At 49.8% G+C, this 22,208-nt stretch carries 17 protein-coding genes; 10 read left to right on the forward strand and 7 right to left on the reverse strand.

Translation table 11 applies throughout. From position 1 onward, the window contains the following. Nucleotides 1–6: 6 nt before the first annotated feature. On the forward strand, nucleotides 7–477 hold the full coding sequence (gene bfr, locus ACN0R8_RS12795; protein WP_417598002.1) for a bacterioferritin: 471 nt from the start codon (nucleotides 7–9) through the stop codon (nucleotides 475–477). A gap of 271 nt (nucleotides 478–748) precedes the next feature. Here the strand turns inward: bfr and ACN0R8_RS12800 are convergent, their stop codons facing one another. Next, on the reverse strand, nucleotides 749–988 hold the full coding sequence (locus ACN0R8_RS12800; protein ID WP_417598004.1) for a (2Fe-2S)-binding protein: 240 nt from the start codon (nucleotides 986–988) through the stop codon (nucleotides 749–751). A 288-nt stretch (nucleotides 989–1,276) separates the two neighbouring features. On the opposite strand from ACN0R8_RS12800, the gene ACN0R8_RS12805 reads away from it, so the two are divergent. After that, nucleotides 1,277–2,248 carry a TAXI family TRAP transporter solute-binding subunit gene (locus tag ACN0R8_RS12805; RefSeq protein WP_417598096.1) on the forward strand — a complete coding sequence of 324 codons (972 nt, stop codon included), beginning with the start codon at nucleotides 1,277–1,279 and terminating at the stop codon, nucleotides 2,246–2,248. Nucleotides 2,249–2,252: 4 nt separating this feature from the next. On the opposite strand, the gene ACN0R8_RS12810 is transcribed toward ACN0R8_RS12805, so the two are convergent. Continuing rightward, the gene (locus tag ACN0R8_RS12810) at nucleotides 2,253–3,902 is read right to left on the reverse strand and encodes an ATP-binding protein (RefSeq protein WP_417598006.1); all 1,650 of its coding nucleotides are present in this window, start codon (nucleotides 3,900–3,902) and stop codon (nucleotides 2,253–2,255) included. A 425-nt stretch (nucleotides 3,903–4,327) separates the two neighbouring features. On the opposite strand from ACN0R8_RS12810, the gene ACN0R8_RS12815 reads away from it, so the two are divergent. The 3 genes from ACN0R8_RS12815 to ACN0R8_RS12825 all read left to right on the forward strand — a co-directional run bounded on the left by ACN0R8_RS12815 (nucleotide 4,328) and on the right by ACN0R8_RS12825 (nucleotide 8,731). After that, nucleotides 4,328–5,329, forward strand: coding sequence for a TAXI family TRAP transporter solute-binding subunit (locus tag ACN0R8_RS12815; RefSeq protein WP_417598008.1), 1,002 nt, complete (start codon nucleotides 4,328–4,330; stop codon nucleotides 5,327–5,329). A gap of 164 nt (nucleotides 5,330–5,493) precedes the next feature. Then, nucleotides 5,494–8,127: a TRAP transporter permease gene (locus ACN0R8_RS12820; RefSeq protein WP_417598010.1), complete on the forward strand. Its 2,634-nt coding sequence runs from the start codon at nucleotides 5,494–5,496 to the stop codon at nucleotides 8,125–8,127. Nucleotides 8,128–8,299: 172 nt separating this feature from the next. After that, the gene (locus ACN0R8_RS12825) at nucleotides 8,300–8,731 is read left to right on the forward strand and encodes a universal stress protein (protein WP_417598012.1); all 432 of its coding nucleotides are present in this window, start codon (nucleotides 8,300–8,302) and stop codon (nucleotides 8,729–8,731) included. Between the two features lie 154 nt (nucleotides 8,732–8,885). On the opposite strand, the gene ACN0R8_RS12830 is transcribed toward ACN0R8_RS12825, so the two are convergent. Both ACN0R8_RS12830 and ACN0R8_RS12835 read right to left on the reverse strand, forming a co-directional pair. Further along, on the reverse strand, nucleotides 8,886–9,980 hold the full coding sequence (locus tag ACN0R8_RS12830) for a response regulator (RefSeq protein WP_417598013.1): 1,095 nt from the start codon (nucleotides 9,978–9,980) through the stop codon (nucleotides 8,886–8,888). 93 nt (nucleotides 9,981–10,073) lie between these two features. Beyond that, nucleotides 10,074–13,574, reverse strand: coding sequence for an AraC family transcriptional regulator ligand-binding domain-containing protein (locus ACN0R8_RS12835; RefSeq protein WP_417598015.1), 3,501 nt, complete (start codon nucleotides 13,572–13,574; stop codon nucleotides 10,074–10,076). A gap of 199 nt (nucleotides 13,575–13,773) precedes the next feature. Here ACN0R8_RS12835 and ACN0R8_RS12840 point away from each other — a divergent pair, with 199 nt between their 5' ends. Then, a complete protein-coding gene (locus tag ACN0R8_RS12840) occupies nucleotides 13,774–14,463 on the forward strand; it encodes a substrate-binding periplasmic protein (protein ID WP_417598017.1) in 690 nt (229 codons plus the stop codon). A gap of 42 nt (nucleotides 14,464–14,505) precedes the next feature. Here ACN0R8_RS12840 and ACN0R8_RS12845 read toward each other — a convergent pair whose 3' ends face one another. The 3 genes from ACN0R8_RS12845 to ACN0R8_RS12855 all read right to left on the reverse strand — a co-directional run bounded on the left by ACN0R8_RS12845 (nucleotide 14,506) and on the right by ACN0R8_RS12855 (nucleotide 17,806). Beyond that, entirely contained in the window at nucleotides 14,506–15,513 is a 1,008-nt protein-coding gene (locus tag ACN0R8_RS12845; RefSeq protein ID WP_417598019.1) for an MsnO8 family LLM class oxidoreductase, read from the reverse strand. 81 nt (nucleotides 15,514–15,594) lie between these two features. Then, a complete protein-coding gene (locus tag ACN0R8_RS12850; RefSeq protein WP_417598021.1) occupies nucleotides 15,595–16,686 on the reverse strand; it encodes a M48 family metallopeptidase in 1,092 nt (363 codons plus the stop codon). A 28-nt stretch (nucleotides 16,687–16,714) separates the two neighbouring features. Next, nucleotides 16,715–17,806, reverse strand: coding sequence for a YjgN family protein (locus ACN0R8_RS12855; RefSeq protein ID WP_417598023.1), 1,092 nt, complete (start codon nucleotides 17,804–17,806; stop codon nucleotides 16,715–16,717). Nucleotides 17,807–18,003: 197 nt separating this feature from the next. On the opposite strand from ACN0R8_RS12855, the gene ACN0R8_RS12860 reads away from it, so the two are divergent. The 4 genes from ACN0R8_RS12860 to ACN0R8_RS12875 all read left to right on the forward strand — a co-directional run bounded on the left by ACN0R8_RS12860 (nucleotide 18,004) and on the right by ACN0R8_RS12875 (nucleotide 21,963). Then, nucleotides 18,004–19,071: a TRAP transporter substrate-binding protein gene (locus ACN0R8_RS12860; protein WP_417598025.1), complete on the forward strand. Its 1,068-nt coding sequence runs from the start codon at nucleotides 18,004–18,006 to the stop codon at nucleotides 19,069–19,071. Between the two features lie 508 nt (nucleotides 19,072–19,579). After that, complete coding sequence (locus ACN0R8_RS12865; RefSeq protein WP_417598027.1) at nucleotides 19,580–19,810, forward strand: hypothetical protein; 231 nt, start codon at nucleotides 19,580–19,582, stop codon at nucleotides 19,808–19,810. Between the two features lie 120 nt (nucleotides 19,811–19,930). Beyond that, on the forward strand, nucleotides 19,931–20,401 hold the full coding sequence (locus ACN0R8_RS12870; protein ID WP_417598029.1) for a hypothetical protein: 471 nt from the start codon (nucleotides 19,931–19,933) through the stop codon (nucleotides 20,399–20,401). Between the two features lie 941 nt (nucleotides 20,402–21,342). Continuing rightward, entirely contained in the window at nucleotides 21,343–21,963 is a 621-nt protein-coding gene (locus ACN0R8_RS12875) for a hypothetical protein (protein ID WP_417598031.1), read from the forward strand. The last annotated feature ends 245 nt before the right edge of the window (nucleotides 21,964–22,208 follow it).

Raw genomic sequence — 22,208 nt, forward strand, 5'->3', positions numbered from 1 at the left:
AGTATCATGAAAGGTCATCCAAAGGTTCTCGAACACCTTCAACTTCTGCTTAATAATGAGCTGATGGCTCGCGATCAGTACATGGCTCACGCGAATCAGTTTAAGGACTGGGGGTTGGATAAACTCCACGAGCGTCTGCATCATGAGATGGAAGAAGAAACAGAGCACGCTGAAGCGATTATGGAGCGCATGCTGTTTCTGGAAGCTGAGCCGGATATGAACGGTCAGGAACACGCTAATGTGGGTCATGATGTTGCCAGTATGTTCCGCAACGACCTGCAGGTTGAATATGATGTGGGCAATGCTCTGAAAGAGGCAATTGCTGTTTGTGAGCAGGTACAGGATTACATCACACGTAAAATGCTACTCCAGTTGCTGGATGACACCGAAAGAGATCATGCCCATTGGCTTGAGCAGCAGCTGAGATTGATCGATATGGTTGGTGTTGAGAACTATATCCAGAAGCAGATGGCGTGATGTTGAAGGGCGACGATCGGTAGCGTTGATGATCGGTGCCTGATCGGCCTTTTGTTCCTGACTGTCAGCGCTGGCTGACGGTGTAGGGAATTTCAGTGCTAAGTACTGGAAGACTGTGCGTAAAAGACAAAGCCGGAGTTAATCTGAGATTCAGATTGCTCCGGTTTTTTTATGGGGATGTTGACGTATTACGCTCATTTTCTCTTTTGGTAAGCCGCTATACTGTTCTAGGCTCTGTTGCTTGGTGAGTCACCAAGCTATTGACGATTTACTAGGCGGCTTGTTGCTGTGGCAGGGGTTCAGTGCGGGTAACAACCAGCTCTGTCGCCAGATAGGCAGCGGCATTGATGCGAAGTGTCTCATCCATAATTTGCCGCGTGTCTTTAACGCACATGCCGCAGTTATGAGCGATGCCTAAGCTATCGCGGAGTGCTTTTAGTGAGTGATCTCCGGCGGCGATGGCTTCACGAATCTGAACATCTGTCACTCCGGCGCAAACGCATACATACATATTCTATACCCCAGTCTTACGTCTATACGAAGAATACTAGTGATAGTGTTTATCATTTGCAAGAGTTGATGCGAATTTTTCTTGTTCGTATTGGCTGGGATTTTTTTGCTGCACTTTTGAATTAATCTGATGTCTGCCTATCTGGCGCTGACTCCCTTAACTGAAGAGAGGCTATCTCTGTATGCAGAGGCTGATATACTGCAGTGAAAGCTTTGGTTTAGCGGCTATAATTCTGACGTATTTACCCGGAACAGCTATATTATCCTGATGAAAAAGGCGGCATATTTGATGAGATCTGCACGGGCGGGAAAAGGAGGAATCCTCCTGGGTTGGCTGGCTTTTCTTTTTGCTTCTCTGGGCTATGCCGATAACCGGGTGCTGACGTTAGGTACAGGAGGGGTTACAGGACTGTATTACCCTGCCGGTGGTGCGATCTGCCGACTGGTAAATCTGAGTCGGCAGCAACATGGTATTCGTTGTGCGCTACGTAGCACCCTGGGGTCGGTGGAGAATCTTCAGCAGGTCATTGCAGGTCACCTCGATCTGGGGGTATCTGAAGCGGGGCAGCTTGAAAACACATATAAGGCTAAAGGGACAAAGGGGCTGTCAGGATCGGACCTGAGAACTCTGGTGGGGCTTTATCCTGAGCATATTTCTATTCTGGTTCGTCGGGATTCCGGCATTAAACGTTTTGCAGACCTGAAGGGTAAGCGCTTCAACCTGGGTAAAAAGGGAAGCAGTCAGCGAGTTACCCTTGATATTCTGCTGCAAGCCAGAGGGTGGCAACGTGAAGACTTTTCTGTGCTTGAAGAGCTGGCTCCCGTGGAGCAGGCTAAAGCGCTGTGTGATAACCGGATTGATGCGACGTTATATGTAGTGGGTCATCCTAACGGTGCTATTAAAGAAGCGATACGTGATTGCGATAGTCTTCTGATTGGTCTTGAAAAAAGAGATATTGAAGCTTTGGTTGCTTACAGTCCTCACTATCAGGCATTGACCCTGCCTGGCTCCCTCTACTCGTCTTCTCAGCCAGATGTGCGGACGGTGGGAGTCAACGCGACTCTGTTTACCCGAAGCGATCTCTCTGATGATGCAGCTTACGCTATTGTGCAGTCTTTATTTGAGCAGTTTGAGCACTTCAGACAGTTACATCCGGCTTTTAAACCATTAAATGCTGAAGCTATGGTGCGGACGCCCTTAGCCGCGCCGATGCACCCTGGAGCTCGGCGCTATTTTCACGAGAAAGGTTGGTTGAACTGAGGGCTTAGCTCTTATCCGGTTGCAGTTTCATTGGCAGGATTAGCCTGAAGTGGGCACCGGAATTATCCTTATGTCCCGACAGACTCTCAATCTGCCCATGAAGCAGTTGATGAACAATATTGTAGCTGATATGCATGCCCAGACCGCTACAGTCCTGGTGCCGTTTGCTGGTGACAAAGGGCTCAAATAGTTTCTGATGCCAACCCTCCGGTACTCCGACGCCATTGTCGGTATAGTCGATCTGTATGGCGGCAGCCTGCTGCACCGTTCCAACTCTTTGCTTCGTTTCTGAGAGCAGGATAATACTAATATTTATCTCCCCTCCGGGTAGCTGCTCAAAGCCATGGATCACAGAGTTTATTATCAGATTATTAAAAACCTGATAATAGCTGCCGGGATAGCTGTCGATTATCAGTTGATTCGGGCCGATAATCTGGATTTTCGGTCGACAATTTTTAAGCCTTGGCTGAAGGGATAGTAGTATCTCATGCAGGTAGCTGATCAGGTCAAAGGAGCGTTTCTGTTCACTGGATTGGTCCACTGATACTTGCTTAAAGGCACGGATAAGTTGGGCGGCCCGCTCCAGGTTTCTGCAGATCAGGTCACTGCTTTCCAGTGTTAACGCTAGAAGTTTTTTTGAGTCAGGGTCACTCTTTTCAGCGCCAGGCCGTGCTTCAATGCGTTTCGCTTCATCCGCCAGAAACGTTGCTGCAGTGAAGCCGATGCCGATGGGGGTGTTGATTTCATGGGCCACGCCTGCAACAAGCCCCCCGAGAGCGGCCATCTTTTCTGACTCGACCAGCTGCTTTTGTGTATTTTGTAGCTGGTTCAGGGTTTGCTGTAGTTCCCGGTTTCGGTCTTCAAGTTGTTCTGTACGTTTTGCAACCCGTTGTTCCAGCTGTTTGTTCAGATCGGCCAGTGCTTGGTTGGCACTTTCCAGTGCCTGCTCTGCCTGCTGGCGCTTTTTTATATCATCCAGCATGGTGCGGCGCATACTGTTGAAAGCAGAGACAACATCGTTCAGTTCATCGTTGTGAGGTCCGCGTTTCAGCTCCAGAGTCTGATCCAAATGATCGAGTTTTAAGCGCCGGGCAAATAGCGCCATGGTACTGAGGTGTCGGGTGATCAGGTGGTGGAACAGAGTCAGAATAAATACAGAAACCAGGAAGGTTTTAACACCCTGTGTCGCTAAAATAAGTAATACCTTATCTGCAAGGCGCTGATAGATATCTTCGAGGCTGACAATCAGAGTCAGCTTTCCAACGGTATGGCTTTTATCGTTGTGATCCTGATGGGTCAGCGTGTAATTATGCTGTAGTAGCTGGCCACTTTGCGGCTTACTTCCGGCGAAAAAAGCTTCGCCATAGGGGGTCGTGATCTCCAGGTAACGGACATCCGGCAGCTGTAGCAGGCCGTCCAACTGAATTTGAACCTGAGCAGGATTAATCTCCCACAGACTGTTAGAGAGGCTGCGAATGGAGCTGGTTTCAATCTGGTACAGGCGCTTATCAATATCGGAGCGTTCGTAGCGGTAGTCACTCCAGAGCTGAAAGCCTGTGGCAAAAAGAGTGATTAAAGAGCTGTAAATCAGAATGGCTGCCAGCAGGCGCACACCCAGAGGGTTGTGGTGATAAAAGGTCTTTATTCGCTGCATCCGGATAACCTTTTAGGGCAGAATAGGGAAAAGTTTTGCGTTGTAAAAGCATAGTGCTGTGACCGGCGCTGTTTTGGCCATGGCCTGACACTGGATTTATCCATGAGACTGCGCTGTATGTTGGTAGCTGATGCGTGCCTGTTTGATGGATTGCTCGCTCTATTGTCGGTTTTTTTTCCTTAAAGTGGAATATTTATGCATCGCCTGGCACGAAAGGAGGTTTAGTTGGCGTGAAATGCGGTCATGGCATGCCTGGCTTTAAAGTACCTTTGGATGGCCTCCTGTTATAGCCGACTTTATATGTCGGGTCTGGACAAGAGGAACGATGTAACCAAGCTTCGTGAGGGTAACTTGGCTACATCGTTCGATAGCGGATGAAACCGATTCCCGGCTACGGCTGGTTGATAATGATAAGAAGGGTTGCTATGTCACAGAAATTGAAGTCTCTCAAAACGAAACTGGCTGCTACTGCGCTGTTCTCAGCTGTAGGTATGGCAGCATCTCTGGCTCCGGTAACGGCGAGTGCACAGACATTCGTAAATATTGGTACCGGTGGTCAAACAGGTGTTTATTACGTTGTAGGTCAGTCGATCTGCCGTCTGGTAAACCGTGGAACCAGTGATCATGGTGTTAAATGTACGGCACCATCTACTGGTGGCTCCGTGGTTAACATCAATGCGATCCGTCAGGGTCAGCAGGATATGGGTGTTGCTCAGTCTGACTGGCAATACTACGCCATGAAAGGTGAGAAGCATGAATCCTTCATCAAGCAGGGTCCATACAAAAAACTGCGTGCACTCTTCTCTCTTCACGGCGAGCCATTCACCGTTGTAGCTCGTGCTGATTCCGGTATTAAGCACTTTGATGATCTGGTAGGCAAACGCGTTAACCTGCAGAACCCAGGTTCCGGTACCCGAGGTACTATGGAACTGATCATGGATGAGAAAGGCTGGACAAAAGATACCTTCAAGCTGGCTGCTGAGTTAAAAGCATCTGAGCAGGCTCAGGCGCTGTGCGACAACAAAATTGATGTCATGCTGTACAACGTGGGTCACCCATCCGGCGCTATCAAAGAGGCGACCACATCCTGCGATGCTAAAGTGATTCCGGTAACGGGCCCTGTGATCGACAAGCTGATCAACAACAACTCTTTCTATGCTGAGGCGAGCATCAAGGGCGGTATGTACAAGGGTACGGACAACGATGTAAAAACCTTTGGTAATACAGCAACGATGGTAGCGTCTGCTGACGTTGATGCAGACTCTGTTTATCAGGTTGTAAAAGCTGTTTTTGACAACTTTGAGCGCTTCAAGCGTTTGCACCCTGCATTTGCAAACCTTGATCCTAAGACCATGATCTCTGACGGTCTGTCTGCACCCCTCCATGAAGGTGCGATCCGTTACTACAAAGAGCGCGGCTGGATGTAATCCGTTCACTTGCGCAACTCAAAGGCCTGCCTGAATGGCAGGCCTTTGAGTACTGTTTTAAAGGTTTACCTTTTTTAAACCCTCTGCCGTCAGACTACTGCGTGCCATGTCTGACGGGAGAGGGCTTTTTTTGTCCTTAGCCTGATCTTTTTTAAGGAGCTGATATGTCAACTCATGACAACAGACCGAATGATCTTCCTCTGCCTGACAGCCAAGCCGCAAGTGAGCAGGAGCTGCAGGAGATGGTGTCAGCCAATGATACCGGGGCGCGTATTCCCCATGGCTGGCAAGGAAGAGTTCTACTAGGTGTCGCGCTGCTTTGGTCTCTGTTTCAGCTATGGATAGCTTCGCCATTGCCGTTTTATGACTGGCCGGTTATCGGCAGTTTCGGCATTTTTAATGACACAGAAGTCCGCGCTATTCACCTGGCATTCGCTACTTTTCTGGCTTTTACGGCCTATCCTGCATTCGCCGGATCCTCCCGTCGTGCGATTCCGATTGGGGATATGGTGTTATCGCTTTTAGCCGCATTTTCGGCTTCCTATATTTTTGTGTTTTACGACCAGCTGCTCAGTCGGCCGGGGTTGCCAAATACACAGGATGTTGCCGTGGCAGTAGCCGGTTTGGTTCTACTGCTGGAAGCGACACGTCGTACTTTGGGGCCGCCGCTGATGATTGTGGCTATGGTCTTTCTGGCGTACTCGCTGGCCGGGGCTTATATGCCGGATATCATCGCCCACAAAGGGATTGACCTTGAACCTCTGATCAATCACCAATGGCTGACGACAGAAGGTGTATTTGGTATTGCTCTAGGGGTTTCTTCCAGCTTTGTTTTCCTGTTTGTGCTTTTTGGCGCTTTACTGGATAAAGCGGGGGCCGGTAACTATTTTATTCAGGTTGCCTTCTCTCTGCTGGGTCATATGCGCGGCGGCCCCGCAAAGGCGGCAGTGGTTTCTTCCGGTCTGACCGGCCTGATCTCAGGTTCGTCCATTGCCAATGTGGTGACAACCGGTACCTTTACCATTCCGATGATGAAACGGGTGGGTTTTACCTCTGAAAAAGCTGGTGCTGTTGAGGTGGCTTCCTCTGTTAATGGTCAGATTATGCCACCTGTCATGGGGGCAGCGGCTTTTCTGATGGTCGAGTATGTGGGAATCTCCTATGTTCAGGTGATCACCCATGCTTTCCTGCCAGCCCTGATCTCCTATATCGCGCTGATCTATATCGTGCACCTTGAAGCACTGAAACAAAATATGCAGGGGTTGCCCCGGCGCACAGAGGTTAAAGCCTGGCACCTGCGCCTGATCGGGATGTTGACAGGCTTTCTGTTGACCTGTGGTACAGCGGCCATTGTGTATTATGGTATTGGCTGGATGAAACCTGCTCTGGGTGATTTTGCTTCTCCGGTGATTACCGTTCTTTTGATTGGTGTCTACGTCACTTTGGTTCGTATTGCTGCGAAAGTGCCGGACCTGAAACTGGATGATCCCAATGAACCCATGGTTCAGTTACCGGAAGTTGCGCCGACGGTTAAATCCGGTCTGCACTTTTTATTACCGGTCGTGGTTCTGGTCTGGTGCCTGATGGTTGAGCGTCTTTCCCCCGGTTTGTCAGCGTTCTGGGCAACGGTTCTGATGATTGCAATTTTATTGACTCAACGTCCTTTGATCGCTTTCTTCAGAGGTGAGACGGGTCTTAATGTTAAGATTCGTCAGGGGTTTGATGAGCTGATTGATGGTCTTATTACCGGTGCCCGCAACATGATCGGTATCGGTATTGCGACCGCCACTGCAGGTATTATTGTTGGTGCGGTATCACAGACAGGTGTCGGGTCGGTACTGGCAGATCTGGTGGAAGTGCTCTCTATGGGTAATCTTTTACTGATGCTGCTGCTGATTGCGGTACTGAGCCTGATTTTGGGTATGGGTCTGCCAACGACAGCAAACTATATCGTCGTTTCCTCTCTGCTTGCGCCTGTGGTGATTACCCTGGGTCAGGAGGCGGGACTGATTGTGCCTCTGATTGCGGTGCATCTGTTTGTGTTCTACTTCGGTATCATGGCCGATGTAACTCCGCCTGTTGGTTTGGCTTCCTTCGCCGCAGCGGCTGTATCCGGTGGTGATCCAATTCGTACCGGCTTTGTGGCTTTCGCTTATAGCTTGCGTACTGCAGCACTGCCTTTCCTGTTTATTTTTAATACGGATCTGCTGCTGATTGATGTGACCTGGGCTGAAGGGATTCAGATCTTTATCGTTTCGACGATTGCGATGCTGGTGTTTACCGCAGCGACACAGGGTTACTTCTTTAGCCGAAGCCGCTGGTATGAGTCGGCGCTCCTTCTGGTTATTGCATTCTCCCTGTTCCGTCCGGGATTCTGGATGGACCGGATCGTGGAGCCGTATGCGATGGTGCAGCCTGACGCTGTAGTTGCCAAGATGGCTGAGGTTGATCCGGGCACGGAGTTACGTTTCTGGATCGATGGGTTTGATGCGGTTGGTAACCCCCGTTCCTTTGTGACGGTAATGTCTCTGGGAAGTGGTGAGACAGGCTTTGATCGCTTAGCGGATACCGGACTTGAGCTGCTGCAGGATGGTGAGCGCCTGATTGTCGATTACGTTGGGTTTGACAGTGTGGCTGAGAAAGCAGGTTTGGCTTTCGATCAACAGATCACAGGGATTCAGATTCCTGTGGCCCAGCCACCCCGTGAGCTAATCTATATTCCAACGTTGGGGCTTTTGTTCCTGATTATTTGGCTGCAGCGCCGGCGGCATCCGGCACTGCAACAGCAGGCTGCTTAATATCTGCTCTTAATATCGATAACAGGGATTGCAGCCACTGTGGCTTAACTTTTAATATTAATTAGTCTTAATTATAAAGTTACCGTCAGAGTGGCTGGTTACAGCTCCATATTCAGGTGCCCTTTGTCTTCCGACTTAGGGCGCTATAAGAGGTTGTCAGGAGAAGAAGCGAATGTTTAAGAAAGTATTGGTGCCAGTGGACCTGGGAGAGCCGGGTTTCTGCCAGAAGGCTATTGATCTTGCCTTGCGGGAAGTACGGGATAACCAGGCTGAATTGCATCTGATTACCGTTGTTCCTGGGTACAGTAACCCGATTGTTGCCGGGTATTTTAGCGAAGATGAGCACGATCAGGCGGTTCATCGTATTGCCGAACAGCTGCAGCAGTTTGCCCATGACAAACTGCCTGAGAATTTACATCCGGTGATGAAAGTATATGAAGGCTCACCCGCTGAGCATATTCTTTCGCATATCAAGCATCATGATATTGATCTGGTTATATTGGCGGCTCACCACAGATCCCGTCTGGATGAGTTTTTGCTGGGTTCAGTTTCCGCCCGTGTGGCAGAGCGTTCCCACTGTTCTGTGATGCTGATACGCAACTAAACCTGGTATGCCCTAACCCGGCATTAAGTTCAGATATCAGATCGAAAGCCCGGTGCAAGGTACATTAGTTAGTACTTGCACTGGGCTTTTTTATATTGTGTAAGTCTGTGCTGCGTGGATTTATGGGAGAGTATCTGCTGCAGCTAATGAGACGCTATAGCCCCTGAACAGGAATGCGGCAGCAGAGCTGGCCGTCTTCATCTATTTCAGTAAATCTTCCCTGTAGTTGCTGACAGATCTGTTGCAGGCTCTGGCGCAGCTGCTCAGCCCAGTGGGAATGGTTAAACAAAGGTTGCCCCTCGCTCTGTTCCACCTTTAAGAGTAATTCCTGAGCTTTTTCACCTTTCTGAATCCGTATTTTCAGGTCATGGCCCTGTGCCTGGAGCAACGCCAGCTCAATGGCGGCGGTGAGCATAAGCTGAAATCGTGCGGTATCCCATGTCACAACTTCGGGTAGTTCAGCGGCCAGATGATAGTCCAGAACCCAGCCATCCTGTCGGCTTTGGGGCAGGTAGTTCAGCAGTGTAGCGTTTATCGTTTCTGCAATAGAGGCGGCCTGAAGCTCTGTGGCCGGTAGCTTATCATTCAGGCAGAGCGAAAGGGCATAATGGAGCCTTTGCTGGTGGGCATAAAGATCGCGGGCTAGCTCATTGGCAACAGGATTCAGTTCCAGCTTGCTCAGACGCTTGCTTTGCTTCAGTGCCGGTGCAACATGTTGCAGTAGCGTACCTGCGATTTCAGGTAAGACTTCTGAGAAAGCGTTGGCTTCGGGTTGAGGTGAGGCTTCGCCGTGCATCGCAATGCCGCCATTTATGGGTTTTATCTGCTCGCGGGCAAGTTTTATATCCCGGTAGGAGCGTAACGCGACAATAACCGATGTGAGTAATCGGGATGCCGACAGCTCAGCTTTACTGAGGTAATCGTTAATATCGTAATCAATAATGACCTGTGCTTCCGGGGCATAACCCGGATGGCCGGTGCGCAGAATAATACGGACATCAGGTTTGTTCAGTGTTTCGCGAATGTGCTTTACCAGCTGCAGCCCGGCGCTTTCTGTCTCCATCACAACATCAAGCAAAATCAGAGCGATATCAGGGTGCTGTGCCAGCTGAGCTTTTGCTTCGATACTACTCATAGCACTGATCAGCTCAATCGGTCGCTGTTCAAACTCGTAATCACGAAAAATCATCCGGGTGATGCCGTGAATGCCTTCTTCATCATCAACAATCAATATTTTCCAGGGAATCATAGGCCGGTATCATATCTGTGTGAAAAGGTGGCATATTGTGCCAGTAAATGGCTCTTTTGGCTGTAGTTTTACGTATCAGCCGACCGATAAGGATCAGTCTGAAATTATTTTAACTTTCTGCTGCTCAATCTGCTTAACCTTAGAGCTTGCCCCCCAGCGTTGGAAAAGCTGGCGTGCTTTATTCAGGCAAAATTCTGCCAGCACTCTCTGACCTGTCTCTGATAACAGATCCGCATAGCGTTCAAAGGCAATGGCCCGATGGCATTGCATTTTGCTGTCGCTAAAAGCTTGGATTGCCTGCTCATACAAAGGGACGCAGTCCTCGGGACTTTTCCCGGTCAATCGGTTTTTTTCTGCCTGAAGCAGTAAATACTGCCCGGAGAAATTTTCCGGACAATGGCTGCTCCAAAGCTCAAAGCGGGATTCGGTTTGCTCGATGATCCTAAGCCGCCGTGGGCTAAGTTGTTGCTCCTGTTGGGATTGCATCAGACGCATCAGGCCAAGACAAAAGAGTGTTTCACTGATCATCAGGTGACCGGGAAGATCTTTCTCAAGCTGTGCCTGCCAGTGATACAGTTGGGGCCAGATCTGTTGCTTATTCAGCAGTAATGCAGCGCGAATGAGATTTGCGGCCTGTAGTGGATGATGGTATTCCGGCACTGCCGGAAGCAGAGCTTTGTCCTGAAGATAGTCCGCCAGCAAGGTACCTGCTGTACGCAGTGTTTGAGCAAAGGCCGGGTTCAATGACGGCAGCGACTGAATATCCTGCAGACAGCGCTGGCGAATTCGGTTAAGGGAGGATTCGCCATTAAGAGTGTTTAACTGGTACCAAGTAAGGCGTTGCTCATGGCTAAGAAGTGGGTCGCCTTTCCGGCGGACACTATCCCCCAGTTTTCGTAGCGTATGCATGACCTGACTGACCGGTTCCAGCCAGTGCTGAATCTGGCTGCAATACCAGAGATCGGTGGCTTCTGATGTAGCTCTGTAACGGGTCTGGTGGGCGGTGATACTGGTCGGCGAGTGTGGATTCGGCGGCTTGTGTGCGGCTTCAAGGTTTAAACCCTGCTGCAGAATCTCAGTGCAGAGTGTGTAGTCACCACAGAACCAGCTGGCGACCCATGCATAGCCAACAAATGCATAGCGGGCTAAGGCCCGAAGTGTATCAATATCAGGGTTGCGGCGGTTATCGGAGGGTTCCTGTGAGGTGCTGCTGACGAGCTGCGGAAACCTCAGGCAGTGCTCTGTCATCGAGCTGAGCGCACAGGCGGCCAGTAGTGGTTCAGACCGTTGGCGGGCCAATTGGCTGACCGACTCCAGAAGAGAGAGCTTACCGATGGTATCTGCAACAGAGTGCTCCGTTTTCTTTGGTGGCGCTTTTTTCTTCGGCGGCACTTTGCGCAAAGCCTGAATCCTTTCCAGTGTTTGCAGTAAATAAAGCAACCGGTCCTGATCCCCTTGTGGAATCTCCGGTTGCAGATGCGCAAGCAGAAGATCCAGAGCCTCCTGAGGCTGCCCCAGCCGTTGCAGAATTTGAGCTTTAAGCAGAAAGAGGTCATAGCTCTGGGGCTCTGCGATCTCTGTTTTGGTCTCGTGCAGGAGTATGGCCTGATCTGCGGCTAACAGTGCTGTTTTCAGGTTATTGATTTTTAAGCAGAGCAGTGCCTGTTGTGCCAATAGCTCCGCTAGTATCTGGTGCGTCCGAGGGGGAGTCATCTTCTGTTTCGAAGGCAGTGCTGCACCGCCCGGTTTTGGCAGGCACTGACTCAGATGCTGCCCGGCCTGGGTGATATAGTAAAGGGCGTGGTGCGTATCCGTCTGCTTCAGAATGTTTCTGGCCGCAATCTGGTTTAGCCGGGCAATAAACTGAGGGTTGAGCTCTGCTGCTTCAGTTTCCGGGATTGGCCGGATTCTGTTTAGATGATAAAGCGTTTCTGTCAGCTGCTGCTGAGCGTCTGAGGTGAGCCCAATATCCTCATTTATATCTTCCTGGCGGCTTGTTTCCGGGATAGGCAGGGTTTTAATCAGCGCTTTAGCTAAGAACTGGCCAAATTTCCGGTGCAGTTCCTGTTGCTCCGCTGTCGGAATATTTTGCAACAGCTGCTCACGTATAGCTGGTTGGCTGAAACGGAACTCCAGTGCTTCCTCCTGCTCTGAGACCGGCTCGATAAGGCCTTCCTGTTGTGCAGGCCATAAGTGGATGATTAACCGGGCTTCTGGGTCTGAGCTGATGGCTGCCAGATGATTCAGGCTAAAGGTCTCACCGAAGATCGCCGCACGCCTCAGGTGTTTTAGACCGAATGGATTGAGTTTCTGCAGCTTTTCCGGCAACAGATTGCATATATTGCTGGCGGTAACGTTTGCGTGCAGCTGGGCCGTATCCTCACCCGGCAATAAAGATGCTTCAAGGGATGCCGGTGAAAAAGGAGGAGAGGGCACCAAAGCGGGGTCAGGCTCAACTGACCAGCCTTCGGGTGAAGTCGCTGTGCTGTGCCGTTGATCATTAAGCTGCTGGCGGTAGCGGCTGGGCGGCATTCCTGCCCAGCGTTTAAACGCTTTCTGAAATGCAGATTGATTGGAGAAGCCCAGCTGGAAAGCGATCTCCCCAAAGCTGAGCTCACCCTTACGGATCATCTGCAGACAAAGCTCTTTTCGCGTTTGGTCGTAAAGGGTCTGGAAGTTGGTGTTTAATTCGCCCAGCTTGCGCTGTAGCGTACGCAGGCTCAGCCCCAGCTGCCGGGCAACCTCTTCCCGTCGGATAACATCCCCCTGTGACAGTATCTGCTCCCGGATCAGGTGACGAATCTGAGCGGTCAGGGCCAGCTTTTTATGGCTGGCACCTAATAAAGCATCCGCAAACTCTCTGTGTAACTGGTGCATCTCGCGGTTGGCGTCGGTACAGGGGAGAGAAAGGTACTGATTAGCCAGAAGTATGCTGTTATTCCCGGCCTCAAAGTTCACCTCAGCGGCGAATAGCTGGTGGTAACGGTGGCCGCTTGGTGGCTCAGGGTAAGCCAGATCGACTTGCTGTACGGGAATCTGCTGACCCGTGAGCCAGCGAGGCCAGTTCAGCAGGCAGGCCAGAAAAAATTCCGCTACGTTGCGGGTTTCATCTTCGATGTCCAGTGTCAAACGGGTAAACTGCTTGTCCTGGGTAAGTCTTAATGTGGCACTCTCAAATAAAATGGGCAGATACTCTTCCAGAACTTCCAGGGCGTCTCCCAGTGTATCCGCAGTTGAAATAAGAAAGCCTGTCGAGCCCAGCATTCTGGGCTGGGTAGCTTCGGCCAGTCTCAGGCTGATATAAGGATTGCTACTGGCTTTGGCCAACCGGGAAAGAACCTGTGAGAACTTATCAGCAGGAAAGCGGGTGTCTGGTCGGGTAAAATCGTCTTGGTTTAAACCCACGTCATCCATAAGCTGCTGCTGGAGTGAGCCTGGAGAGGGGGAGGCATTTTGTGTCTGCGTGGGTATGCCGGTTTGTGTCTGTGTGGGTATGTCGGCGTCTGGCGTACCGGATTCAGGCAGTGCAGTATAGTGCCTTGCCAGTTGCAGAATGGGCTCAAGAAGTTTACTGGAAGCTGTGGCGGTTGGCATAAAATGAGTGATAATGCGCTGGTTGATTTTGAATGTTGTTTCGCTTTAAGGGTATCACAGAGCTTTGACTGATTATTCCTTCCGTGCCATAAATCCCATGGCTTTTTTGGCTTTCATGCTATTTTTCTGCCTTGTCCGGCCTCTTGCCGCTTCGGATTCAGGCTCAAGGGCGGTTGACGCGATCATCTTAAAGGTAGGGATGCCTCAGCCGGGTGTTGTGCCTTTTTTTTGGCAGGACCGGCAAGGGGACTTCCGTGGTATTTATGCGGATACCCTGCGTTTGGTCGTATCGCGTATAGCATTGGATCTGGAGCGGCCGGTTAAGCTTGAATTTATCCCCCTGTCACAGGCCAGGCTATTGCGGCAGTTTGAGGCCGGAGATATTAATGTGGAAGCCGGCGTTGTGCCTGTTCAGCCTGCCCCCGGTGCAGATCCCAGTATAAGGCTGGCGGAACTGTCTCTTTTTACCCGACCTTATGGGGTGGTGAATAATGTGATTATTTACCAGTCGGAACTCTCTTTTCCGCTCTTTATTTTACCGGATCTGAAGGGGCGTCGGGTTGCTACGGTGCGGGGAAGTCCTGTACCCAATGGTTTGATTCGGGAAGATTTTTCCAATCAATGGCAAATAGCTCAGCGGGTACACCGTGGGTGGAATGACATTGGCCTGATGACGGAGGCGGTCGCCCTCTATTATCAGATTAGTGGGAGACTGAGTTACAGGATTTCACTGCCTTACGCCAGTAACTCAGTGTCTTTTCGGTTGCACAGAGAGCTGAAACCTTTACTCGATCCCTTCAATCGGGCCCTCGCTAATCTGGAAGCCGAAGGCAAGCTTGATCAGTTGGTTTGTGACTATCTGTGTGGCACGGCACCGTCTTCGCCATGATCTGGCCAGGCCCCACCACGCTTTCGGCTGTTGGAACAGTCTCTACAAAAACTGCGCTAACCTTGTATAGCTGTCAATGCGTTCGTCCTGACCATAAGTGACGGTTACTGTTGCAATCTCTTCTGTGCCGAACTGGTCTGCTAACTGGCTGATCTCATCCCAGCACTGCTCCGGTGTCCCTATGGTGTAACCTGAGGCTATTTTGTCAAACATGGCTTTGTGGGACGCTGACATGTGGTGGTAGCGGTCTTTCACCTCTTCCGGTTTCAGAAAGTCTTCACGCTGACCTATTTGAGCTGAATACTTACGGTAGACGGCTGTACCGGCTCTTAGATGTGCCTGTTCTTCTGTTTCAGCACAGATACAGGCGATAGCCAACATGCGGCTGGGCGGGTGCGGGTGGCCGGACTGATACCAGGCGTTCTGGTGGGCGGCAAAAATTTCCGGGCGGCAATTATCCGGGTCAATAAAGCGCGCCAATGCGATGTTATAGCCCAGTTCACCGGCCAGTGCGGCACTGCCTCCGCTGGAGCCCAGCATCCAGAGATCCGGCTTGTCGCTGCTGTCGGGCAGAATATGGATATTACGATAAGGGTGTTCTTTATCCAGTGACTGATTGATAAAGCCTGCCAGCAGAGCCGCCTGATCCGCGTAATACTCACCTTGAAGCGGGGCGTTGGGAAAAGCCAGTGCACTGGAGGTCAGGCCTGTTCCGCCCGGAGCGCGGCCAATACCAAGGTCGATGCGGCCAGGGAAAAGGTTGGCCATCATAGAGAAGGTTTCAGCCACTTTTAACGGACTGTAGTGAGAAAGCATGACGCCACCGCTGCCAACTTTGATGTTTTTGGTGATGCTGGCAATATGGGCGACTAGGATTTCCGGGCAAGGGTTGGCGAAGTGCAGGCTGTCATGGTGCTCGGCAACCCAGTACCTGTGGTAACCCAGCTGATCGCATAACTGCGCCAGTTCAACGGTAAGGGAGGGAGCCTCCTTCCTGGAGTGGGAGCCGTGAACGGGGCTTTGGTCAACAACAGACAGTTTGATGCTCATGGATAACTCCGTTATTTATTTTGTTAACATGTTAAACAAATGTCGGAGAATTTGAAATACGAGCTTGTGTGGCCTGCACGTTTAGTGCGCCGGTGACCAGTTTTCAGCCGCCTCGATTCTTTCTTTGATAGCGGGATGGGAGCTCAGATACTTATTGAGAACACTGTTGCCATCTGCAGAGGTTGACGCTGTTTGGCTATGCATTAAGCGGTTCATCGCCTCGGCAAAATCTTTTGGTGATTGCCCCAGTTGATGCAGTTTGCTGTAAGCAAAGGTATCAGCTTCACGCTCCATATCCCTTGAAAAAGCATTATGGGTCAGACTGGCTCCGGCACCAATGACCATCTCGCCAGCGCCTTCAATATCACCTAATATCAGGGCAAACAGCATGGAGGTTGCCGCTGCCTGAGCCATCATCTTCAAACCATGTTGGTGCTCGACATGACCTATTTCGTGCAGCATCACAGCCGTTAGTTGCCTGGGGCTATTGCCCATCAGTTCAACAATATCATCCGTCAGAATCACATCGCCGTTAGGCAGAGCCATGGCGTTGGGGCCCATAGGCCCGCTGCGAAAATGCAGCTGGTAATTCGCTTTTGGAAGGCTGAGGGCTTCCAGTGTGTTATGCCACTGCTCACGGATTCCGGCTTGTTGCGCTTCAGGAATCTGACTGGGCTTCATATAGATGTGGTCAAGAATCGCCAGCGTTTGTTGACCAGACTCTTCGGCAACACTTTCTGGCAGGAAAGCGACCCCGATACCGGCAGCAGCAGGAATTAATCTGAAGGTGATTAACCATATAAACAGTGGAAGTGCGATCACAGCGACAAGAGCCACAAGCCAGCGGGTTTCCAGCCAGTTGAGGATATGGGCTTTCGGTTTTAGTCCTGACCAACGGTAACTGGCATCATCAGGAATAAAACGTGCCCCATTGGGCAGGCGCAACTCAACAGGTAAGCCGGGTATGATGGCGCTGTAACTGAGTTCACCGGCACAATACTCAGCGATATTCTGCTGGGTCATATTGAAGATTTTCACACCGCCACTGGCGTTTTCAAGGATAAAGGCCGGCTGTGCAGAGGCACGACCGGCTTCCTGCAGGATTCCCTGAATGCTTTCTGTCGGCGGGCATGACGCATCGACCAATGGGTTTGACTCCGTAGGTAGCGTCATAATCCACCTTCTGTGTTTCGTTTATTCATCAGGTCAGCGACAGGTCAATATCAAATACACCTGCGGCCTCTTCACCAAAGGCTTTGCCATCATCCTGCTCAGTATTGATCAGCTGCTCTATGCCGGGCTGAAGTGTTACTTCCGTCGCACTGGCCAGTAGTGCGTTTTTACGTATCTGGGTAATAGGGAAAGCCAGCCCGATAGTAAAGATCAACAGAAGGCTGTTGCTCAGGTTGAGCCAGCAATAAGCCGGAATACTCAGCCGGGCTCTCAGGGAAGCGATCTGATCGATTTTCATGGCATTGGTCAGATGATTGAACATAAGGGCATAAAAAAGCCCGGCAACCAGATTGAATGTGATCAGATAGAACGCCAGAAACATTGGCATTAACGCCGGCAGTGACCAGCGGCCATTCTGGAGCTGGTAAATAAGATTGGATGCTTCAACAAACAGATAGCCTGCGCCAAGGATTATCACAGCAATTATCAGAGCGATAAGTGATGCTTTGTAGTAATAGCTGGTTGACGTAGCAAGCTGCACAGGTCGGCCGCCGTAACTGATATTCCGGTAGAGATACTGATGGATTTTTTTCAGAACCCAGGGCATCGCCAGCCAGGCGGTAATGGCTCCCAGAATGGGTAATAGCAGAAAAGTGACAAAAGCTCCGCCGTAGCTGCCTTTAAAAGAGAAGCGAACATTCCGGTAAGACGTATTTCGCATATTGAAACGCAAACTTGCATTGATCAGCCACGGGGTGGCCGCTAGCAGTAGCAGGGTGCAAAGCAGACTTAATAACGGGTTCAGGCCGGAAATCACCGCATAAACAGCAAAAATGGCGACGGCCAGAATCCGCCCGATAAGAATTTGCAGCGGCTTAGCCAGAAATGAGAAACGATGCCCATCAATTTGAGTATGACCATAAAGGTATTGGGTGTTTCTGACCTTAGCCCATGCGCTGTAGATACCCAGCGTCAGGATGCTGAGCAGCAGATTAACCAGCCAAAGCTTAAAGTACTCCATTTTTTTTCCGGAAAAGCGGATCGGTACTGTTTTGCTGTTAAGCACCTGATTGACCAGGTGGTTGGCTTGAGGTGTTGTACTTGGGGTAGGTTCTGGCATGGTAACGTCCTTGTAGGTATATCCTGAGTTTAGTGGCGATGCCTCAGCTGGTATTGAAATTACCTGACATCAAAAAAGCTAATGATGGTATTCAATCTAATCATTTTTCAGATAAGGCGTAGCCCGATTAGACTTCGTTGATTTGCTCAGAAAAGAGCTTACCCAATAAATATAAAGAAAAACCGGAGCTAATCCTAATGAAACATCCGATTAAAACCCTTTCGTTGGCCGTTTGTCTTGCTTCCTCTGTTGTGCTGCCTGCCCAAGGGGCAGAACAGAGAATTATGCTGAAGATGCCAATTGCGTTTAATTCTAAGCTGCCCAGCGTTGGTACAACGGCAACCTATATCGAAGAAACACTGAACACCACCTCCGGTGGCAGTATTAGAGTGAAAAAATATGAACCGGGTAAGCTAATCGCGCCTTTTGAAATTCTGGATGCGGTTTCTGCCGGTAAAGTCAGTGCCGGTTTTGGCTCGCCAGGGTACTGGGTGGGTAAAATTCCGGCGGCATCGGTATTTTCCTCTGTGCCCTTCGGCCCGGAAGCCGGAGAATATATGGCCTGGGTTTATCACGGTAACGGCCGTAAGCTCTGGCAGGAGATGTACGACACCAATGGCTATAACGTGCATGCGATTCCCTGTGCCGTGGTGGCACCGGAAACCTCGGGCTGGTTCAGTAAACCCATTGAGAGTGCAGAAGATCTGAAAGGCCTGAGAATGCGTTTCTTTGGCTTAGGTGGCGAGGTGATGCAGAAACTGGGTGTGAACACCTCCTTACTCTCCGGTGCAGAGATCTTCCCCGCGCTGGAAAAGGGCGCGATTGATGCAACCGAGTTTTCCATGCCGGTGATCGACCAGATGATCGGCCTGCACAAGGTGGCTAAATACAACTACTATCCGGGCTGGCACCAGCAAGCGACCCTGCTGGAACTGCTGGTAAATAAGAAAACCTGGAACAAAATGAGCGAAACCCAGCAGGCACTGGTAGAAACCACCTGTCGTTCTGCCATGGCGGTTTCCTTTGCCGAGGGTGAAGCGCTTCAGTTCGCGGCAATGAACAAAAATATTGAGAAAAATGGCGTCCATAATCTGCGCTGGAGCGACGAAATGCTGGACTTGTTCCGCACCACATGGGAAGAAGTCGCCGCAGAGAAATCCGCCGCTGATCCTTTCTTCGCCAAAGCCTACGGAGATCTGCAGGGCTTCCGGGAAGAGTACAAAATCTGGAAAGAAAACGCCTTTATGCCCCGCCGCCCAGAGTAATTATCTGATCTGATCCACCAGAAGGAGCCGTGAGTCATCACGGCTCCTTTTTTTGTGCCTGTGGGAGACTCGGGACAGTGAAATATGCCATCGAGACAGACAGGAGAGGGTAGGTTTATTACGACAGACGCGACAGGTCAGACCGTAAATAAAAGCTGGCTTTTTATACAGTATATTTGCCGTTTTCGGATTAACCATGCTCGGTTTGTCCGACTTAATGCTCGGTTTACTGGTGCGAAGAAATTGGATAAGATTTAAATTTGATACATTATGGAAATCGTGGCCGCCCTTTGTTCTTTTAAGAGTACAGGCGCACGGTTATTGCGACTATGCGCATGCGCGTTTAGCAGGGAAGCAGTCAAATCAGAAAATGGATTTTTCCTTTCTAATCAAACTCTTCCCTCGATATCTGTCGGTATATTGAAATCGGCAAAATAAGCATGCCTATGATTAAAATGTTAAGGGGCCTTGGCTCCAAATTGAAGTAGTATCAACTAATGAGGAAGTGATGATGGAACGTTATAAAAACTTGGGTGGTAACTCAAATGTGGTTGCATACGAAATTGGAGTAGGCGAAATCACCGTTCAGTTCGGTGATGGTTCAGTCTATCTGTACACGAATCAAAGTGCCGGTGCTCCTAGCATCAATGAAATGCATAGGCTAGCAAGAGCTGGGCAAGGCTTAAATAGCTATATCGGTAGAGTAGTCAAAAAGGGATATGCCAGAAAAATCCGGTAAGTAGCCCTTAACAATCGCAGTCACGGCGACGGCTTTTTCGTTGCAGCTGCGCTTTCACTACAAAGCCGCGCGTGCTGCGGGCGTTAGTTTTCAGAGATATAGGTAAATAGGATTTGTCGCATGGAACCTGGGAATCAAGGACTCTTTAGGCGTAACTTGCTCCGACTGGGCGAGGGGTTGGTGATTGGCGTTGGGGTAGCAATAGTGTTGGGTGTATACAACTCAATGAGCCATGCGACGGATGAGTTGAGAAAAACTAGAAATCTGCTTGAAAAACAGGTTGAAATTAATCAAAAACTTAAAGATCAGATTGAGCTCAGGGACCAGAAATTGTCGCAGGTCCTGGATCTCGTAGTCGAAACCGAGGTGCTGGCAGATAATGTTGCGAATCTTGCGGAACGAGTAAGAGTTGTTGAAACCGCATCAGCCTCTGACAGTGAAAATCCGCTTTTGACCGGAGATTTTGATTGGAGCCAATTTAAAGCACCCGATAAGGTGTCTTCGCCAGATGCCGACGTGTGGGAGGCTCTTCATAAGCTTCAGCTTGAGAGTCTGCAAGATGCGATCAACGAACAGCGTAAGCTTCAATAAAACTAACCAACCATTCCAGTTCGTTCCGGCCCTGAAGGGCCTCCACCGGACGGCCTTTTCTCCGCTTCGCTACGCAAAGGCCGCCGCTGAATATTGGCGTTCAGGCTGTAGAAAAACCTCCCGAACTATGATCTGATCGGGTTTTGAAATGCAGGAGGCGGTGATGGCTCGATTCAAGCGCTGCGACTACAATCAAACGTCGATGGTGGTGATCAATGACCTGGATCAGTTGCAGCTCGGTACTTTTGAGCATGCTCTGCACTACCTCGGTAAGTAGTACGGAGTCGAGCTTACAGGCAGCCAAAGCTTAAAAAGGCAGGAAAACACAGAATAAACAAAGGGTTGCTGAAAAAACAGCCATCAAAAATAAACAACAGAAAACGAGCTGCTGGCGGGAAAAGTTGGCTGAAAACAGGTTTTTCTACAGGCTCGTTAAGCAGCAAAGAATTTGAGGGTTAGTCCTTCATCCCGTCCAGTTAGGTCCCACCACCGTCACAACTGGCATTAAGGAAATTGGTGGGAGGTCTGAACATCCGAGTCCTAACTCTTCAAGAGCCACTCGGATATCTCCTTGGAGGGTTTATGAAAAATAAATCTAACTTGGGGCGCTCAGATAGTTTGTCAGCAAGACTTACAGCATTTGGACGCCTTTACCTGATGCTGTACAGCTGCCTACTAGAGCCGCTGTCAGCGTTTGGGTTTGCATTATCAGCAACGGTATGCTGTCTATAGTATAAGGCGTGCAGCAAGCCTAAATGCTGCTTGCAGGCACTATTGGCCGTGGGTGGTTGTTTCACCCACGGCCACCCTATAATTTGGTGAGCTTGCCGCTTAACCAATAGTTTCAGTACATTCCGGGCCTGACGGCCCTCCACCGGACAGCCTTGTCGCCGCTTCGCTCTGCCAAGGCTTCCGCTGAACAGTGGCGTTAGCTTAAAAATATGAAGATCCAAGCTGAAAATAACAGGTATCACGGAGACTCAGGATGGGAATCAGATCTTTCCCTATTCCCAGATGTGGTTATCACTTGGGAACAATGGCTAGGGTCATCGGCAGAACATATACATGCGGGGCATCTCTTACTACCGTCGATCCTCGAACATCAGAAAAGAATGGAGTCTTTAAGGCAGTCAGGAGGCTTTTCGTCTGTTCCTCCAGTTATGACTTCCATATTCTTTTTTCATTGTGCTCTTGCTATAGAAAATTCATTAAAAGGTGTAATTGTTGCTCATGATTCGAGTCAGGTAAAAAGCCACATATTGGAAAAGGGTAAAATTCCATACGGTGTGCTTGGCCATGATTTGAACGAACTTTCCATTAAGGCAGGTTATGAACAAGATATTGACGTGGAGTACATTCTCACATTTTTAACTAGATATGGAATATGGAGTGGAAAATATCCAACTCCAATAAAAAGCTCTGATTCAGATCTAACTGTAAGGTTGTCTAACGGGAACCATTATATGGTCGGTGGTTATAATCCTAAAACGGTTCCTTCATACCTGGAGTTTTCGGAGACTGTTTATAAATGGGCGAGAGAAAAGCTAACAAAGCTGTCATAGGGGCATTTTTTGCTTCGCTTCGTTTTGGGGTGGCTGCGCCACTTTACCCCAAAACTCCACTACACAAAAAATGCCTCATACAGCGGCTTCAGGCTGTAGAAAAACCTAACGGGTTCTGGTTATTGAGAATTTATCGTGCGTCTACGTTGATTTAAGAGTATTTGGTGATGAAAACTGCTCTAGAATTCACGTAGAAGCGTCATTTTCTAGTACAAAAAATGATCAACCTTTGAGGCTGAAGTTTT

It is taken from the genome of Oceanospirillum sp., from assembly GCF_048265165.1.
GTDB lineage: Bacteria > Pseudomonadota > Gammaproteobacteria > Pseudomonadales > Halomonadaceae > Oceanospirillum.

What these genes read in the sequence shown, in the direction of transcription:
- bfr (WP_417598002.1), top strand. Translation starts at nt 7, where the DNA reads ATGAAAGGTCATCCAAAGGTTCTCGAACACCTTCAACTTCTGCTTAAT.
- ACN0R8_RS12800 (WP_417598004.1), bottom strand. Translation starts at nt 988, where the DNA reads ATGTATGTATGCGTTTGCGCCGGAGTGACAGATGTTCAGATTCGTGAA.
- ACN0R8_RS12805 (WP_417598096.1), top strand. Translation starts at nt 1,277, where the DNA reads ATGAGATCTGCACGGGCGGGAAAAGGAGGAATCCTCCTGGGTTGGCTG.
- ACN0R8_RS12810 (WP_417598006.1), bottom strand. Translation starts at nt 3,902, where the DNA reads ATGCAGCGAATAAAGACCTTTTATCACCACAACCCTCTGGGTGTGCGC.
- ACN0R8_RS12815 (WP_417598008.1), top strand. Translation starts at nt 4,328, where the DNA reads ATGTCACAGAAATTGAAGTCTCTCAAAACGAAACTGGCTGCTACTGCG.
- ACN0R8_RS12820 (WP_417598010.1), top strand. Translation starts at nt 5,494, where the DNA reads ATGTCAACTCATGACAACAGACCGAATGATCTTCCTCTGCCTGACAGC.
- ACN0R8_RS12825 (WP_417598012.1), top strand. Translation starts at nt 8,300, where the DNA reads ATGTTTAAGAAAGTATTGGTGCCAGTGGACCTGGGAGAGCCGGGTTTC.
- ACN0R8_RS12830 (WP_417598013.1), bottom strand. Translation starts at nt 9,980, where the DNA reads ATGATTCCCTGGAAAATATTGATTGTTGATGATGAAGAAGGCATTCAC.
- ACN0R8_RS12835 (WP_417598015.1), bottom strand. Translation starts at nt 13,574, where the DNA reads ATGCCAACCGCCACAGCTTCCAGTAAACTTCTTGAGCCCATTCTGCAA.
- ACN0R8_RS12840 (WP_417598017.1), top strand. Translation starts at nt 13,774, where the DNA reads ATGCCTCAGCCGGGTGTTGTGCCTTTTTTTTGGCAGGACCGGCAAGGG.
- ACN0R8_RS12845 (WP_417598019.1), bottom strand. Translation starts at nt 15,513, where the DNA reads ATGAGCATCAAACTGTCTGTTGTTGACCAAAGCCCCGTTCACGGCTCC.
- ACN0R8_RS12850 (WP_417598021.1), bottom strand. Translation starts at nt 16,686, where the DNA reads ATGACGCTACCTACGGAGTCAAACCCATTGGTCGATGCGTCATGCCCG.
- ACN0R8_RS12855 (WP_417598023.1), bottom strand. Translation starts at nt 17,806, where the DNA reads ATGCCAGAACCTACCCCAAGTACAACACCTCAAGCCAACCACCTGGTC.
- ACN0R8_RS12860 (WP_417598025.1), top strand. Translation starts at nt 18,004, where the DNA reads ATGAAACATCCGATTAAAACCCTTTCGTTGGCCGTTTGTCTTGCTTCC.
- ACN0R8_RS12865 (WP_417598027.1), top strand. Translation starts at nt 19,580, where the DNA reads ATGATGGAACGTTATAAAAACTTGGGTGGTAACTCAAATGTGGTTGCA.
- ACN0R8_RS12870 (WP_417598029.1), top strand. Translation starts at nt 19,931, where the DNA reads ATGGAACCTGGGAATCAAGGACTCTTTAGGCGTAACTTGCTCCGACTG.
- ACN0R8_RS12875 (WP_417598031.1), top strand. Translation starts at nt 21,343, where the DNA reads ATGAAGATCCAAGCTGAAAATAACAGGTATCACGGAGACTCAGGATGG.